This is a genomic window from Sapientia aquatica (assembly GCF_004358105.1).
Lineage (GTDB): Bacteria > Pseudomonadota > Gammaproteobacteria > Burkholderiales > Burkholderiaceae_D > Solimicrobium > Solimicrobium aquaticum.
The window spans coordinates 77,223-90,600 of the sequence record NZ_SMYL01000006.1 but is presented as its reverse complement, the minus strand read 5'-3'; the positions used below and the strand labels follow the sequence as shown (position 1 = coordinate 90,600).

General features: G+C 49.1%; 12 protein-coding genes. 4 read left to right on the top strand and 8 right to left on the bottom strand.

The features are described from left to right. Nucleotides 1–4: 4 nt before the first annotated feature. Complete coding sequence (gene tyrS / locus E2I14_RS12715; RefSeq protein WP_133329090.1) at nt 5–1,249, bottom strand: tyrosine--tRNA ligase; 1,245 nt, start codon at nt 1,247–1,249, stop codon at nt 5–7. 300 nt (nt 1,250–1,549) lie between these two features. Here tyrS and E2I14_RS12710 point away from each other — a divergent pair, with 300 nt between their 5' ends. Both E2I14_RS12710 and E2I14_RS12705 read left to right on the top strand, forming a co-directional pair. Further along, nucleotides 1,550–2,935 carry a M23 family metallopeptidase gene (locus E2I14_RS12710; RefSeq protein ID WP_133329088.1) on the top strand — a complete coding sequence of 462 codons (1,386 nt, stop codon included), beginning with the start codon at nt 1,550–1,552 and terminating at the stop codon, nt 2,933–2,935. Between the two features lie 122 nt (nt 2,936–3,057). Next, the gene (locus tag E2I14_RS12705; RefSeq protein WP_133329086.1) at nt 3,058–4,182 is read left to right on the top strand and encodes an anhydro-N-acetylmuramic acid kinase; all 1,125 of its coding nucleotides are present in this window, start codon (nt 3,058–3,060) and stop codon (nt 4,180–4,182) included. 30 nt (nt 4,183–4,212) lie between these two features. Here E2I14_RS12705 and E2I14_RS12700 read toward each other — a convergent pair whose 3' ends face one another. Together E2I14_RS12700 and E2I14_RS12695 are read right to left on the bottom strand one after the other, a co-directional pair. Then, on the bottom strand, nt 4,213–4,830 hold the full coding sequence (locus E2I14_RS12700; protein ID WP_133329084.1) for a DUF4124 domain-containing protein: 618 nt from the start codon (nt 4,828–4,830) through the stop codon (nt 4,213–4,215). Continuing rightward, nucleotides 4,823–5,710 (bottom strand): LysR substrate-binding domain-containing protein, encoded by an 888-nt coding sequence (locus E2I14_RS12695; protein ID WP_133329082.1) that lies wholly within the window; start codon nt 5,708–5,710, stop codon nt 4,823–4,825. The genes E2I14_RS12700 and E2I14_RS12695 overlap by 8 nt, the downstream gene beginning before the upstream one ends. A gap of 283 nt (nt 5,711–5,993) precedes the next feature. Between E2I14_RS12695 and E2I14_RS12690 the strand changes: the two genes are divergently transcribed. Then, the gene (locus E2I14_RS12690; RefSeq protein WP_133329080.1) at nt 5,994–6,557 is read left to right on the top strand and encodes a cob(I)yrinic acid a,c-diamide adenosyltransferase; all 564 of its coding nucleotides are present in this window, start codon (nt 5,994–5,996) and stop codon (nt 6,555–6,557) included. A gap of 97 nt (nt 6,558–6,654) precedes the next feature. Here the strand turns inward: E2I14_RS12690 and E2I14_RS12685 are convergent, their stop codons facing one another. The 5 genes from E2I14_RS12685 to otnI form a co-directional block, all read right to left on the bottom strand. After that, the gene (locus E2I14_RS12685; protein WP_133329078.1) at nt 6,655–7,752 is read right to left on the bottom strand and encodes a branched-chain amino acid aminotransferase; all 1,098 of its coding nucleotides are present in this window, start codon (nt 7,750–7,752) and stop codon (nt 6,655–6,657) included. A 37-nt stretch (nt 7,753–7,789) separates the two neighbouring features. Next, nucleotides 7,790–9,679: a 1-deoxy-D-xylulose-5-phosphate synthase gene (gene dxs, locus E2I14_RS12680; RefSeq protein ID WP_133329076.1), complete on the bottom strand. Its 1,890-nt coding sequence runs from the start codon at nt 9,677–9,679 to the stop codon at nt 7,790–7,792. A 10-nt stretch (nt 9,680–9,689) separates the two neighbouring features. Beyond that, nucleotides 9,690–10,622 carry a polyprenyl synthetase family protein gene (locus E2I14_RS12675; protein ID WP_133329074.1) on the bottom strand — a complete coding sequence of 311 codons (933 nt, stop codon included), beginning with the start codon at nt 10,620–10,622 and terminating at the stop codon, nt 9,690–9,692. Nucleotides 10,623–10,624: 2 nt separating this feature from the next. Then, complete coding sequence (locus tag E2I14_RS12670) at nt 10,625–10,891, bottom strand: exodeoxyribonuclease VII small subunit (protein ID WP_133329072.1); 267 nt, start codon at nt 10,889–10,891, stop codon at nt 10,625–10,627. Between the two features lie 265 nt (nt 10,892–11,156). After that, nucleotides 11,157–11,939: a 2-oxo-tetronate isomerase gene (gene otnI / locus E2I14_RS12665; RefSeq protein WP_133329070.1), complete on the bottom strand. Its 783-nt coding sequence runs from the start codon at nt 11,937–11,939 to the stop codon at nt 11,157–11,159. A 256-nt stretch (nt 11,940–12,195) separates the two neighbouring features. On the opposite strand from otnI, the gene E2I14_RS12660 reads away from it, so the two are divergent. Next, the gene (locus E2I14_RS12660; protein WP_133329068.1) at nt 12,196–13,347 is read left to right on the top strand and encodes an aromatic ring-hydroxylating oxygenase subunit alpha; all 1,152 of its coding nucleotides are present in this window, start codon (nt 12,196–12,198) and stop codon (nt 13,345–13,347) included. The last annotated feature ends 31 nt before the right edge of the window (nt 13,348–13,378 follow it).

Sequence of the window (13,378 nt, the reverse complement as noted above, 5' to 3'; positions counted from 1 at the left end):
GGGATTAGTTACTTAAAGTGACTTTGGCAAATTTACGTTTACCGACCTGTAAAACGAATTCACCTGCTGCGATTTGCAAACCTTTGTCGCTGATGACTTCACCGTCAATCCGCACGCCGCCCTGATCGACCATGCGTAACGCTTCCGAGCTCGAAGCGCACAATCCCGCTTGTTTGAGCAATTGGCCAATACCAAGTGGCGCACCGGCTAATTGGCATTGTGGAATATCGTCAGGAATTCCGCCTTTGGAGCGATTCATAAAATCAGTCAGTGCGTCTTCTGCTGCTTGGCGATTGTGGAAGCGCGTGACCATTTCTTGTGCGAACGCGACTTTTAAATCGCGCGGATTTTTGCCTTGCTCAACCGCTAATTTGTGGGCCGCCAATTCTTCCAGCGTGCAGGAAGACAGTAACTCGTAATAACGCCACATCATGTGATCCGAAATGCTCATGATCTTGGCAAACATCACGTTGCCCGGTTCGGTAATGCCAACATAATTGCCCTTGGATTTGGACATTTTTTCTACGCCGTCCAAACCTTCTAACAATGGCATGGTTAAGATGCATTGCGGCTCTTGACCGTAATCTTTTTGCAGTTCGCGACCGACTAATAAATTGAATTTTTGATCCGTGCCGCCCAATTCCAAATCGGATTTCAACGCAACGGAATCGTAACCTTGCATCAGTGGATATAAAAACTCATGCACCGAAATCGGCGTACCCGCTTTGAAGCGTTTGGTGAAATCGTCGCGCTCCATCATGCGTGCCACGGTGTATTTGGACGCGAGCTGAATCATGCCACGAGCGCCGAGCGGATCGGACCATTCGGAGTTGTAGCGGATTTCGGTTTTTTCGGCATCCAACACCAAGCTCGCTTGGGCGAAATAGCTCTTCGCGTTTTCTTCAATTTGTTCGCGGGTTAGCGGTGGGCGAGTGATGTTGCGGCCAGACGGATCACCGATCATGGAGGTGAAATCGCCGATCAGGAAAATGACCTTATGTCCCAAATCTTGCAGTTGACGCATTTTGTTGAGCACAACAGTGTGGCCCAAATGCAAATCCGGCGCGGTCGGGTCCAAGCCCAATTTAATGCGCAGTGGCACGCCAGTTTGTTCGCTTTTTGCTAATTTTTGGGCAAATTCTGATTCAATCAACAACTCATCAACGCCACGTTTGGTGACGGCTAAAGCATGCTGGACAGCGTCTGATAGAGGGAGAGTTTTTTGTGCTGGTTGAGTTGTCGTGTTCATGAGGCAATTATGTTTAATTTGGCAATGTTTTTTAAGGCGAAAAACTGTAAAAAATCAAGGTAAAAATTTTTTGTTTGGTATAATACGCGATCGGTCAGAAATGTTGCGCTAGAGCAAGTTTTACAGCAAGTAATGAAACCATTGCCGGCCACAAAAAGTCACTTCTGCTGAGAAATTACGCCGTCCCGAATTGGATTCAAAACGATTGCAAGCGATTTAGATTGCATCCCGGTTTAGGAGCTCGATCAAACGATGAATGCCTAAGCCTGATTCGCAAAAACCATTATTTTAACTTATTGCATGCCAACTCTAAATAAAACCACGCACTTAGCTTCAGTTTCTGCTGCCGTTGCCAAACTGTTCTCGCGTTCCAATCGTAAAACTCGTGTCATCACGTTTTCCGCAATTTTCCTCACTGTGTGCGCTTTCGGCGCCGCCGGTGTAGCGCCGCTGGCACCCGATGCCGCGAATTTGCCGGTCAAACGAATTACGGAAGAATTGCACATTCCAACCTTGGAAGCGCAAATGCAAGCGATGGAAGAGCGCGATCAGCAATTTATCCACGAAGAAAAAGTGCAGCGCGGCGATACCTTAGCCAGTTTGTTGCAGCGCTTGGGCGTTGATGACGATGCTGCCAACGCCTTCATCAAAGCCGATAGCACCGCGCGTCAAGTCATTCAGCAAAAAGCCGGTAAAACAGTGCGCGCCCAGACAAACGAAGACGGCGAATTGCAATGGTTGCAAACGAATTTCTTAGATGGTCGTGAAAACTCTTCGCAAGTAAAAAGTTTAACAATTTCGCGCATTGATGGATCGGATTCATTCAAAGCAACGACCAGCACAACAGCGCTAGAACGCCGCTTAGAAATGCATACTGGCGTGATTACTTCCTCCTTGTTTGCGGCAACCGATGCAGCGCAAATTCCTGACGCTGTGGCGAGTCAGTTAGTCGATATGTTTTCCACCAACATTGATTTCCGCTCTGATTTGCGTCGTGGCGATCATTTTGAATTGGTCTATGAAACGTTTTGGGAAAATGGCGAAATGGTCAGCACTGGCAAAGTGTTAGCCGGTGAATTCACCAATGCCGGTCGCTCGTATCAATCGGTGTGGTTTGACGAAGGCGCGGGCAGCGGCAGCTATTACGGCTTTGATGGTAAGTCGATGAAGAAAGCATTTTTGAAGTCACCCATCGCTTTCACCCGTATTTCTTCCGGTTTCGCCATGCGCTTGCATCCTATTTCTGGTCAATGGAAACAACACACCGGCGTTGATTTTGCCGCTCCTACCGGCACACCAATTCGCGCTTCCGCTGATGGCGTTGTCGATGTTGCTGGCCCATCGGGCGGTTACGGTAATTTAGTCGTACTCAAACATTGGGGCAGCTATACGACCGCCTATGGTCACATGAGCCGCTTTGCACCTGGCATCCGCAAGGGCGTAAAAGTAACGCAAGGTGACATCATTGGTTACGTAGGCCAAACCGGCTGGGCAACCGGTCCGCATTTACATTATGAATTCCGGGTAAGTAACAAAGCGCAAGATCCGATGAAGATCAAAGTTGAGCAACCTCAAACGTTGACTGCTGCGGATATGCCACGATTTAATTCCGTGGTCAATGATGTGCGCCATCGCTTCACGTTGTTACGCCCAGGTAGCTCGGCAACGACAATCGCTGCGCGTTAATTGTTGAGATAGGTGGGTTAATTCGTTTAACTATCTCAACTCTGTTGTTCGCTAAGACCATTCACTTACTATCGACAGACAACATCTAACGTTGTCTGTCTTTGCATTAAGGCTAGGCAACCATGCGTTATTTCATCGGTTTAATGTCCGGAACAAGTCTGGATGGCGTGGATGGAGTCTTGGTTGAGGTGGCCGATAACGACACGCATTTGCGCCAACTCGCTGCTAGCTATCTTCCCTTTCCGCCAGATTTACGCGCTACTTTATTCTCCTTGCAAATCAGCGGTTTCGATGAAATTCATCGTGTCGCTCAGGCCGCCAATCAACTGGTTTTATCCTACGCCAATTGCGTCCTGCATTTAATTAAAAATACCGGATTAACGATCGATCAAATTTGCGCTGTCGGCGTGCATGGACAAACCGTGCGTCATCGGCCCGAATTCGGTTACACCACCCAAATCAATAATCCTGCGCTGTTGGCCGAGTTGGTCGATATCGATGTGATTGCGGATTTCCGCGCGCGTGATATTGCCGCTGGTGGTCAAGGTGCGCCGCTCGTTCCAGCTTTTCATCGCAGCGTATTCGGTAAGGCCAATGAAACGCGGGTCGTGGTCAATATTGGCGGCATTAGCAATATTAGTATCCTGCGCGCCGATGGTTCAACACACGGCTTCGATACTGGCCCGGGCAATGTGTTAATGGATGCTTGGATCATGGATCACAAGGGACAAGGTTTTGATTCCAATGGTGATTGGGCGCGCTTGGGGCAGGTTAATTGGGGCTTATTGGCGCATCTACAAGAAGAAGCTTATTTGCATCTTCCCCCGCCGAAAAGCACAGGCCGCGATCTGTTTCATCTAACTTGGCTGCACGATAAATTAATCCCTTTTCTTGAAGTGTCGCCGGTCGATGTGCAGGCAACCTTATGCGCTTTTACAGCGCACACGATAGTGGATGCGATTTTGGCCTATGCGCCCGATGTCAAAAATGTGTATGTCTGTGGCGGCGGCGCGTACAACACGACTTTGATGGAATCGATTCAGTCCCTGTTAAATTCCAATGCCGATTCCGATACTAGCGCGATCGGTCTGGAAAGCACTGAAGTCCTAGGTGTATCGCCCAATCATGTTGAAGCCTTGGCTTTTGCTTGGTTGGCGTATCGCTTTACGGATCGTTTGACCGGCAACTTGCCTGAGGTGACTGGCGCGGCGGGTGAGCGGATTTTAGGGGCATTGTTTCCGCGTTAAATTGGGCCAGCCAAGCCCTGCGTTACCCGATTATTTGTGGTTGGTAATGAGTTCAATATAGCGCTTATGCGTTTCATCAAATTCGCGATTGATGCTTTGCTCATCGGTTTGGTAGCGCAGGATTAGTTTCTGCGATTGCGCGATCGTCAATTTTAAATCGTCTTCTTTGTTCTTCTTTTGATTAATCTGCACCGGCTGATCTTTCGGCAGTTGCGTCAACTCAGTGTGCACTTTATTCATCGCGTCGGTGTTGATTGCGATGTTCTTTTTTTCTGCCGCAATTTTGGCTTGAACCGCATCTAACGCTTTTTTACGTTCCAGTTCCACGTCTTGCTCAGTCGGATAGTGCGCCAACAAATAGCGTTGCTCTTTTTTGTCGGCTTCGGCTTGGCGCGCGGCGGCTTCGCGTTGTTGCTGCTGGAGTTCGGCTGTGCGACGCTGCTCGGGTGTGAGCGCGCCAGCTATTTCCGCTTTTAAAATGCCGTTGTTTCGGTAGATCTGGGTGGATTTATCGGCACATTCGGGAATAGGGCGGTCGGACGTAATCAGGTGTCCATTATTATCTTTGCAGCTATAGAAATCCGCTTGTGCTTGCCCAGACGCCAGCACAACCAACAACGGCACTGCAATGTGGCTTCGTTTAGTCATTATTGAGGTGGAAACTGGATTTCATCCAATCGATAAATAACGCAACTTCGGGTCGAATATTGGGTTCGTGCACTAAGTAATAGGCGTGAGGTGGAGACGCGACTTCGACATCGAACAAGCGCACGACTTCACCTTGGCGCAACATGTTTTCGGCAAAGTGGGTGCGCGATAGGCCAACACCGTGTCCGAGTTTGACCGCATCCAACAGCAAACCGAGATCATCAATTCGCAACCCAACATTCGGTTCGGGCCAAGCTAATCCAGCCGCTTCAAACCACGGCTGCCAAGGCTCTAAAGCTGAACGCAATAAATACGCCGACTTTAAATCGGCGGGCGTTTTGAGCGGCGGAATAGAAGCTAAGTAGGCAGGGCTGGCCACAGCGAAGGCCGGTTCAACAAAGAGTTTATGGGTAATCAAATTAGGATAATTGCCTGCACCAAAACGCACTTCCACGTCGCTTTCGGACAGGCTCAAATCGTACAGTGGGACGAACAGAAAGATCTCGATTTCGATGTCCGGATAGAGCTGCTTAAACTGTTTAAAACGCGGCAAAAAAATGTAGCGCGCAAAAGTTGGCGGTAAGGTGATTTTGATGCGAATTTGATCGGTGAAGACTTTGTTCGGTAACGGGAAATCAGCCAAGCTGCGCAGAACGTTGCGTACCACGTCCAAATAACGGCGTCCAAATTCGGTCAAGTTAACCGCACGACCATCGCGGGTAAATAAACGCTCGCATAAATGTTCTTCCAATAAGCGAATCCGGTGCGAGAGTGCTGAGGGAGTAATACACAATTCGTCTGCCGCTAAAGCAAACGAGTTAAAGCGAGCAGCCGCTTCAAAAGCAGACAGGGCGTGGACGGGTGGAAGTCGATTGCTCATGAATTATTGCGTAAATAAATGTGTTAAGCCGATTACAACGCTTGTGGTGCAATGAAAGTAAGGTGCGATTTGGGCGTATACTGCGCCGTCTGCTAGTATTTCATCTGAGGAATATTCGGTGTGACCCCTATTTTGGGAATGGAGCGAGCCGGCCCAATGGTTTCCGTCCATTGGTTTGGCGTTAGCTAAATGGCTTCCCATTTGGTCACACATGAATAATTTCCTTCAATTAGCCGCTCAACGAGTTAATTAATTTCATTTCAACTGTAAAGTGTAAATCATTATGGGCAATAGATTATCAAAAATCGCAACAAGAACTGGTGATGAAGGCACAACTGGCTTAGGTGATGGCACTCGCGTCGATAAGGACAGCTTGCGCGTTCAGGCTATGGGCGACGTTGATGAACTCAATTCGCAGATCGGTTTGCTGCTGTGCGAGGATTTACCGGCTGGTTTAGCTGATGAATTGTTATTAATTCAGCATGATTTGTTCGATTTGGGCGGAGAATTATGCATTCCGGGCTACAAAATGATTACCGAAGAACAGGTCGCGCATCTCGACGCACTGTTGGAAAAATGCAATAAAGATTTACCGCCATTAAAAGAATTCATCTTACCGGGCGGCGCAAGGTCGGCCGCGTTGGCGCATGTGTGCCGCACCGTATGCCGCCGTGCCGAGCGCGTGGTAGTGAGTTTAGGCAAGGTTGAGGTGGTAAATCCCGAGCCACGCCAATATCTCAATCGCTTATCGGATTTGATGTTCGTGATGTCGCGCCTGCTCAATCGTTATTCTGGCAATGGCGATGTGTTGTGGAAGCACGAACGTAAGGGAACAGCCGCGCAATAAAAAAACTCAAGCTAATTGAGGATTAGCTTGAGTTTGAATACCGAGTCAACCAATTTGCCAGCAGAAGCGCCATCGCTCTGCTGGCAAATTTTTTTGATTAAATCGTGCGCATCCAGCCGTGTTTGTCGGCAGCCGTGCCATGTTGAATCGCCAATAGCGCTTCGCGCAAAGCCATCGTTACGGGGCCATTTTCGCCATTATTAATCGTCATTTCAAAGCCATTCGCCTTTGCTTTGCCGACCGGTGTAATCACTGCTGCTGTGCCGCAAGCAAAGACTTCAGTCATGCGACCCGCCGCAATATCATCGCGCCATTGCTGCACACTCAGTTTGCGTTCTTCTGCGGCAAAGCCTAAATCTCGGGCTAGTTGCAGCAAGCTCAAGCGGGTAATGCCGGGTAATAAGGTGCCGGTTAATTCTGGTGTTACTACGGTGGTTTTATCGCCTTCTTTATAGACGAAGAATAAATTCATGCCGCCCATTTCTTCGACGAACTCACGGTGTACCGCATCCAGCCAGACAACTTGATCGCAACCTTTTTCCAGGGCTTGGGCTTGCGCCACCAAGCTCGCGGCATAGTTACCCGCACATTTGGCTTCGCCTGTGCCACCCGGCGCAGCGCGCACAAAATCTTCGCTAATCCACACGTTGACCGGCTTAACGCCACTTGGGAAATACGCACCAGCAGGAGAAGCGAATAGCACGAATAAATATTCGGTCGCTGGACGCACGCCTAAGAATGGGTCAGTTGCGATCATCAGCGGGCGCAAGTACAGACTTTCGCCAACATTTTTGGGAACCCATCCTTTATCCAAATTAATTAATGCATCGGCTGCTTTTAAAAATAATTCGGGTGGAATAGCAGGCATCGCCATGCGCGCGGCGCTGCGATTAAAGCGCTCGGCGTTTTGCTCTGAGCGGAAGGTTTTTACTGAGCCATCTGGCTGCGAAAACGCTTTAAAGCCTTCAAAAATCGATTGGCCGTAATGCAGTGACGATGCTGAAGGATCTAAGCTTAATGGACCGTAAGGTTTTACTTCCCCTGTTTGCCACGCACCGTCTTTGTAAGGAATAACGACCATGTGCTCAGTAAACGTGCGGCCAAAGGCCAGGCTACCCATGCGTTGCGCGCGCTCAGCGTCGCTCAAACGATGTGCTGCAGGAGTGATCTTCAATTCTGGGATGGCTGTGGTCATGATTTCCTCTTGTATTGGTTAAGTCTGTAGCGCGAGATTAAATTTTACCCAAGGACGCGACTAAGCGCGGCTCAGCAATGGATGCTTGGGCTAAGGAAAAGTGCTGCTCAATTGATTTGCTAATTCCAGCGCCATCTAAGCCAACTAATGCCAGCAATTGCGTGGCGTCGCCGTGGTCAATAAATTCATCCGGCAATCCTAAAATGAGCAGCGGCTTGGTGATATTAAGTTCTGCCAGAGCTTCGGCAATAGCCGAACCTGCGCCACCCATTTTTGCGCCTTCTTCCACGCTTACTAAATAGTCGTGGGTCTGGGCTAATTGTTTGAGCAGATCAATATCGAGTGGTTTAACAAAGCGCATATTGGCCACGGTGGCGTTGAGTTTTTCACCCGCTTGCAATGCCGGAGCGACCATGCTGCCGAACGCCAAAATTGCGACTTGTTGGCCTTGACGTTTGATTTCGCCTTTGCCGAGCGGGATGGTGCTTAATTCTTTTTGCACTGTGGCGCCTATGCCTGCGCCGCGCGGATAACGAATCGCTGCTGGACCCTTGTAGTAATAACCGGTGCTGAGCATTTGACGGCATTCGTTCTCATCGGATGCGGCCATGATGACCATATTCGGGATGCAGCGCAGGTAGGCTAAATCGTAGTTGCCGGCATGGGTTGCGCCATCGGCACCGACTAAACCAGCGCGATCTAAGGCAAAGGTGACATCCAAATTTTGGAGTGCGACATCGTGGATTAATTGATCGTAAGCGCGCTGCAAAAAGGTCGAGTAAATCGCGACGACCGGTTTTAAACCTTCGCATGCTAAACCGGCGGCAAAGGTGACGGAATGTTGTTCTGCAATACCCACGTCAAAATAGCGATCAGGATAATTCTGATGGAATTCAACCATACCCGAGCCTTCGCGCATCGCTGGTGTAATCCCGACTAATTGCGCATCGTGCGCTGCCATGTCGCACAGCCAATCACCGAAGACTTTGGTGTAGGTTAGCTTGGTCGCGGTAGCGGGTTTGATTCCTTCGGCTGGATTGAATTTGCCTGGGCCGTGATACAGCACTGGATCGGCTTCGGCCAACTTGTAGCCTTGGCCTTTTTTGGTCACTACATGCAAAAATTGCGGGCCTTTGAGGGCTTTTAAATTTTGCAAAGTCGGGATTAACGCATCTAAATCGTGTCCATCAATTGGCCCAATATAGTTAAAGCCAAATTCTTCAAACATGGTCGCGGGCATGATCATGCCTTTGGCGTGTTCTTCGAGCTTTTTGGCGATTTCTAACATCGGTGGTGGTAACACGGATTTACCGACGTTGCGGGCGGCCGCATAAAATTTACCCGACATTAAACGCGCTAGGTATCGATTTAACGCGCCAACTGGTGGTGAAATCGACATGTCGTTGTCGTTTAAGATCACCAGCAAATTCACGTCTTCCATCACGCCAGCATTGTTGAGCGCTTCAAATGCCATCCCGGCGGTCATGGAGCCATCGCCGATCACGGCAACCGAGTGGCGACTTTCGCCTTTTAATTTTGCACCAACCGCCATGCCAAGCGCAGCGGAAATCGAGGTAGAAGAATGTGCCGTGCCAAAGGTATCGAATTCGCTTTCATCGCGTTTAGGAAAGCCCGAAATCCCATTTAACTGACGTAGGCTATGCATTTGATCGCGCCGACCAGTCAAAATCTTGTGCGGATAGGTTTGATGTCCGACGTCCCAGACAATGCGATCTTCTGGCGTATTGAACACGTAATGCAGTGCGATGGTGAGTTCAACGGTGCCTAAATTGGACGATAAATGGCCGCCAGTTTTTGACACCGAATCGAGCACAAAGGCGCGTAATTCGTCGGCCAAAGGTTTCAACTGTGCTTTGCTTAAATCGCGTAAATCAGCAGGTGAGTTGATCGAGTTTAATAAGGTCATAATTACTTTCTTACGCAGAACGCTGCACAATAAAATCGGCTAATTGCAGCAGACGGGCGGTGCGTGAGGACGGTGATGTGTTGTTTGATTCGGTGCTAAAAATAGCTAAAGCTTGGTGCGCTTGCAGGCGTAATTGTTCGGCCAATTGTTGGGATTGTTCTAAACCGAGGATGGAAACATAGGTCGGTTTGTTTTGTTCGGCATCTTTTCCCGCGGTTTTGCCCAGTGTCGCCGAATCGGCAGTGGCATCCAAAATATCGTCCACAACTTGGAACGCCAAGCCGATCGCATGCGAATAGCTGAATAAGGCGGCGCGTTCATCTTCGCTAAGTTGTTGCCCGCATAGCGCACCCAAGAGCACCGAAGCGCGCAACAAGGCGCCCGTTTTGAGCTGATGCATTTGCTCTAATTGTTCGCGCGACAAACTCATTCCAACGCTGGCTAAATCAATCGCTTGCCCGCCGCACATGCCTAATGAACCAGACGAATGCGCCAAAATTTGCAGCATTTCCAATTGACGCTCAGGCGCGTTGTTACCTTGCGCTAAAATCAAAAACGCTTGCGCTTGCAATGCGTCTCCGACCAACAAAGCTGTCGCTTCGCCAAACTTAACATGCACAGTGGGTTTGCCACGGCGCAGCGCATCATCATCCATGCACGGCATGTCATCGTGCACCAGCGAATAAGCGTGAATCATTTCTAAGGCGCAGCCAGCACGAGTGAGTTCATCTTGTGGCGCGTCAAACAACTGACCGGCCGCATACACCAACAAGGGACGAACACGTTTGCCACCATCCAACACCGCGTAACGCATGGCTTCATGCAGATGCGTTGGGACTTGTGCGCAAGGAGGTAAAAAATCGGATAAGGCAGTTTCAATCTGCGCTTGGCTTTGTTTCATCCAAGCGGACAGCGGCAGCGTCGGAGCGATTTGGTCAGTCATGATTAATTTCCGCTATCGCTTTCGTCGACTTGAAATGGCTTGGTGATTTCGCCATCCAGAATTTTAACTTGTTGCTCAACTTTTTCGAGTTGCGCCGCGCAGTATTGAACTAATTCGGAACCGCGCGCATAAGCGCTCACCGAGGCTTCTAATGCTAATTCACCGGCTTCCATACGCGCCACTAATTGGGCTAGTTCGGCCATGGCAGCTTCAAAAGATTCGGGAAGTGGATTGCCCGATTCGCTCGTTGAGATTGATTTTTTTGCCATGAGTTAGTCAAAAAGTGGGTGAGGTAAATGTGAATTAAATGTTATCTATGCCAGCAGTGCGGCAACACGTCAAAAATTAACCCTCTATTCTAAAACAAGTAGCCTGCTATCGCGCAGCCGAATATCAATTCTGAAGACTCATTCGGTCGGTTTTAGTCGTTTTCGACGAGTTTTATGTTTTTTTGCTAAATAAAAAGCGCTTTATCGCGTTGATCAGTTTAATGGCTATAAAGCCATTAAAAATGAATAAACACGGACGGCGCAGTTAGCGCGGCATCCAATTTAAGCCTGCCGACGTTGCGCCAAGCGGGCGGTATTCGCATCCGATCCAGCCATCGAATCCTAGCTCGTCGATTAACTTGAACAAATAATGGCAATCAAGCTCGCCCAAATTGGGTTCATTGCGCTGCGGCACGCTAGCGATTTGTATATGCCCGATGCCGCCAAATGGGCGACGCATATCGCGTTTGAGTTTTTGACTAATGTCGCCTTCCATGATTTGGCAGTGATAAATATCAAACAGCACTTGTACATTGGGAGCCGCTAGCTCAGCACAAATAGCGTGCGCTTGCTCTTGATGGGTTAAAAAATAACCGGGCATATCGCGAGTATTGATTGGTTCGATCAAGACGGTGATGTTTTCTTGCTGGGCTAAGCGGGCGCAATACGCTAAGTTGCTCAAGTAAGTAGCGCGTTGCTCTGCATGCGAAAAATTGGGATGGCTAATTCCTGCCATTACGTGCAATTTTTTATTACCAAGCTCTCGTGCATAAGCCAAGGCTTGGTCGATCGATTGTTTAAATTCATCGACCCGATCCGGATGGCAGGCGATGCCACGTTCGCCTTTATTCCAATCGCCTGGCTTCGCGTTGAAGGTGATTTGTGTTAGCCCGTTATCGGTCAACTGGGACTTGACCTGCTCAGCGGGGAAATCGTAGGGAAATAGATATTCCACCGCTTTAAATCCATCGTTAGCAGCGGCGGCAAAGCGCTCCAAGAAAGGGACTTCGTTGTACATCATGCTTAAATTGGCGGCAAAACGTGGCATCTTGTATTTTCCTTAATTTTGTTTGCTTGGGGCGAGTTGCGGTGTGGCGTGATTATAGTTGTTAGCTCAAATTGATCACGTTTGCGGCACTAACAATGCTCGGAAAATAATCACTGTTGCCCTTGCCCCCAAATTATTGAGTTCGGGTATAATCCGCGGTTCTGTCCAAAATTTCCTTTTCAATTCAACGATTTGAACTCAGGTTTTTGCGGATTCTTTCTCTCTTAGGTTGAGTAAATATTTGGGGGGGGTGGGGATGTCCGATCTGGCAACATTCGCTAAACTAGTGCGTTCAACAGCACAACTTCCGGTTTCCGTCTATTTTGACGAAACGCTTTTAAAGCGCGAAATCACACAATTATTCCAGCAAGGCCCGCGTTACGTTGGGCATGAACTGATGGTGCCCAATGTGGGCGACTTCGCTACGCTTGCGTCCGAGAACGAAGGTCGCATGCTGGTGCGCAGCGAGCGCGGCATTGAGCTGCTGTCCAATGTTTGCCGTCATCGCCAAGCGTTGATGTTCGGCGGCGCAACCGATAAAGATGGCAAAACCGTAGGCACTACGCGCGGCAATTCCAACAACATCGTTTGCCCCTTGCATCGCTGGACCTACGATTTAAAAGGCCAATTATTAGGCGCTCCGCATTTTGACGAGCAGCCCTGCTTAAATCTCGCCAATACTAAGTTGCAAAGTTGGAACGGCTTGCTGTTTGAGCAAAACGGTTACAACGTGATGGAAAAATTGACGCCATTGTCGGTCACCAAAGACCTCGACTTTTCGGGCTACATGCTCGATCACGTCGAAGTGCACGAATGCGATTACAACTGGAAAACCTTTATTGAAGTTTATCTAGAGGATTACCACGTTGAACCCTTCCATCCTGGTTTAGGCAGCTTTGTCTCATGTGACGATTTGCGTTGGGAATTTGGTGCTGATTACAGCGTGCAAACGGTGGGCGTGCATAGCGGTTTGCTCAAATCCGGTTCCAAAAAATACCAAGCATGGCAAGAACAAGTGCTGAAATTCCGTGGCGGCGAAGCGCCTCCTTATGGTGCGATTTGGCTGACTTTGTATCCCAACATCATGGTTGAGTGGTATCCGCACGTGTTGGTCGTTTCAACTTTATGGCCGCAAGGCGTTGGCAAGACGCGCAACGTGGTTGAGTTTTATTATCCCGAAGAAATCGTTTTGTTTGAGCGCGAATTCATCGAGGCAGAACGTGCTGCCTACATGGAAACCTGTATCGAAGACGATGAAATCGGGTTCCGCATGGATGCCGGGCGTCGGATTTTGTTAGAACGCGGTGAAAACCAAGTCGGCCCGTATCAATCACCAATGGAAGATGGCATGCAGCATTTCCACGAATGGTATCGCGCCAACATGACCTTTGACGAAGGCGCGGCTTAATCGCTACATTCTGACTCATGCAATCACTGTG

Coding starts and splice junctions, on each gene's coding strand:
- tyrS (WP_133329090.1), bottom strand. CDS start 1,249: ATGAACACGACAACTCAACCAGCACAAAAAACTCTCCCTCTATCAGAC.
- E2I14_RS12710 (WP_133329088.1), top strand. CDS start 1,550: ATGCCAACTCTAAATAAAACCACGCACTTAGCTTCAGTTTCTGCTGCC.
- E2I14_RS12705 (WP_133329086.1), top strand. CDS start 3,058: ATGCGTTATTTCATCGGTTTAATGTCCGGAACAAGTCTGGATGGCGTG.
- E2I14_RS12700 (WP_133329084.1), bottom strand. CDS start 4,830: ATGACTAAACGAAGCCACATTGCAGTGCCGTTGTTGGTTGTGCTGGCG.
- E2I14_RS12695 (WP_133329082.1), bottom strand. CDS start 5,710: ATGAGCAATCGACTTCCACCCGTCCACGCCCTGTCTGCTTTTGAAGCG.
- E2I14_RS12690 (WP_133329080.1), top strand. CDS start 5,994: ATGGGCAATAGATTATCAAAAATCGCAACAAGAACTGGTGATGAAGGC.
- E2I14_RS12685 (WP_133329078.1), bottom strand. CDS start 7,752: ATGACCACAGCCATCCCAGAATTGAAGATCACTCCTGCAGCACATCGT.
- dxs (WP_133329076.1), bottom strand. CDS start 9,679: ATGACCTTATTAAACTCGATCAACTCACCTGCTGATTTACGCGATTTA.
- E2I14_RS12675 (WP_133329074.1), bottom strand. CDS start 10,622: ATGACTGACCAAATCGCTCCGACGCTGCCGCTGTCCGCTTGGATGAAA.
- E2I14_RS12670 (WP_133329072.1), bottom strand. CDS start 10,891: ATGGCAAAAAAATCAATCTCAACGAGCGAATCGGGCAATCCACTTCCC.
- otnI (WP_133329070.1), bottom strand. CDS start 11,939: ATGCCACGTTTTGCCGCCAATTTAAGCATGATGTACAACGAAGTCCCT.
- E2I14_RS12660 (WP_133329068.1), top strand. CDS start 12,196: ATGTCCGATCTGGCAACATTCGCTAAACTAGTGCGTTCAACAGCACAA.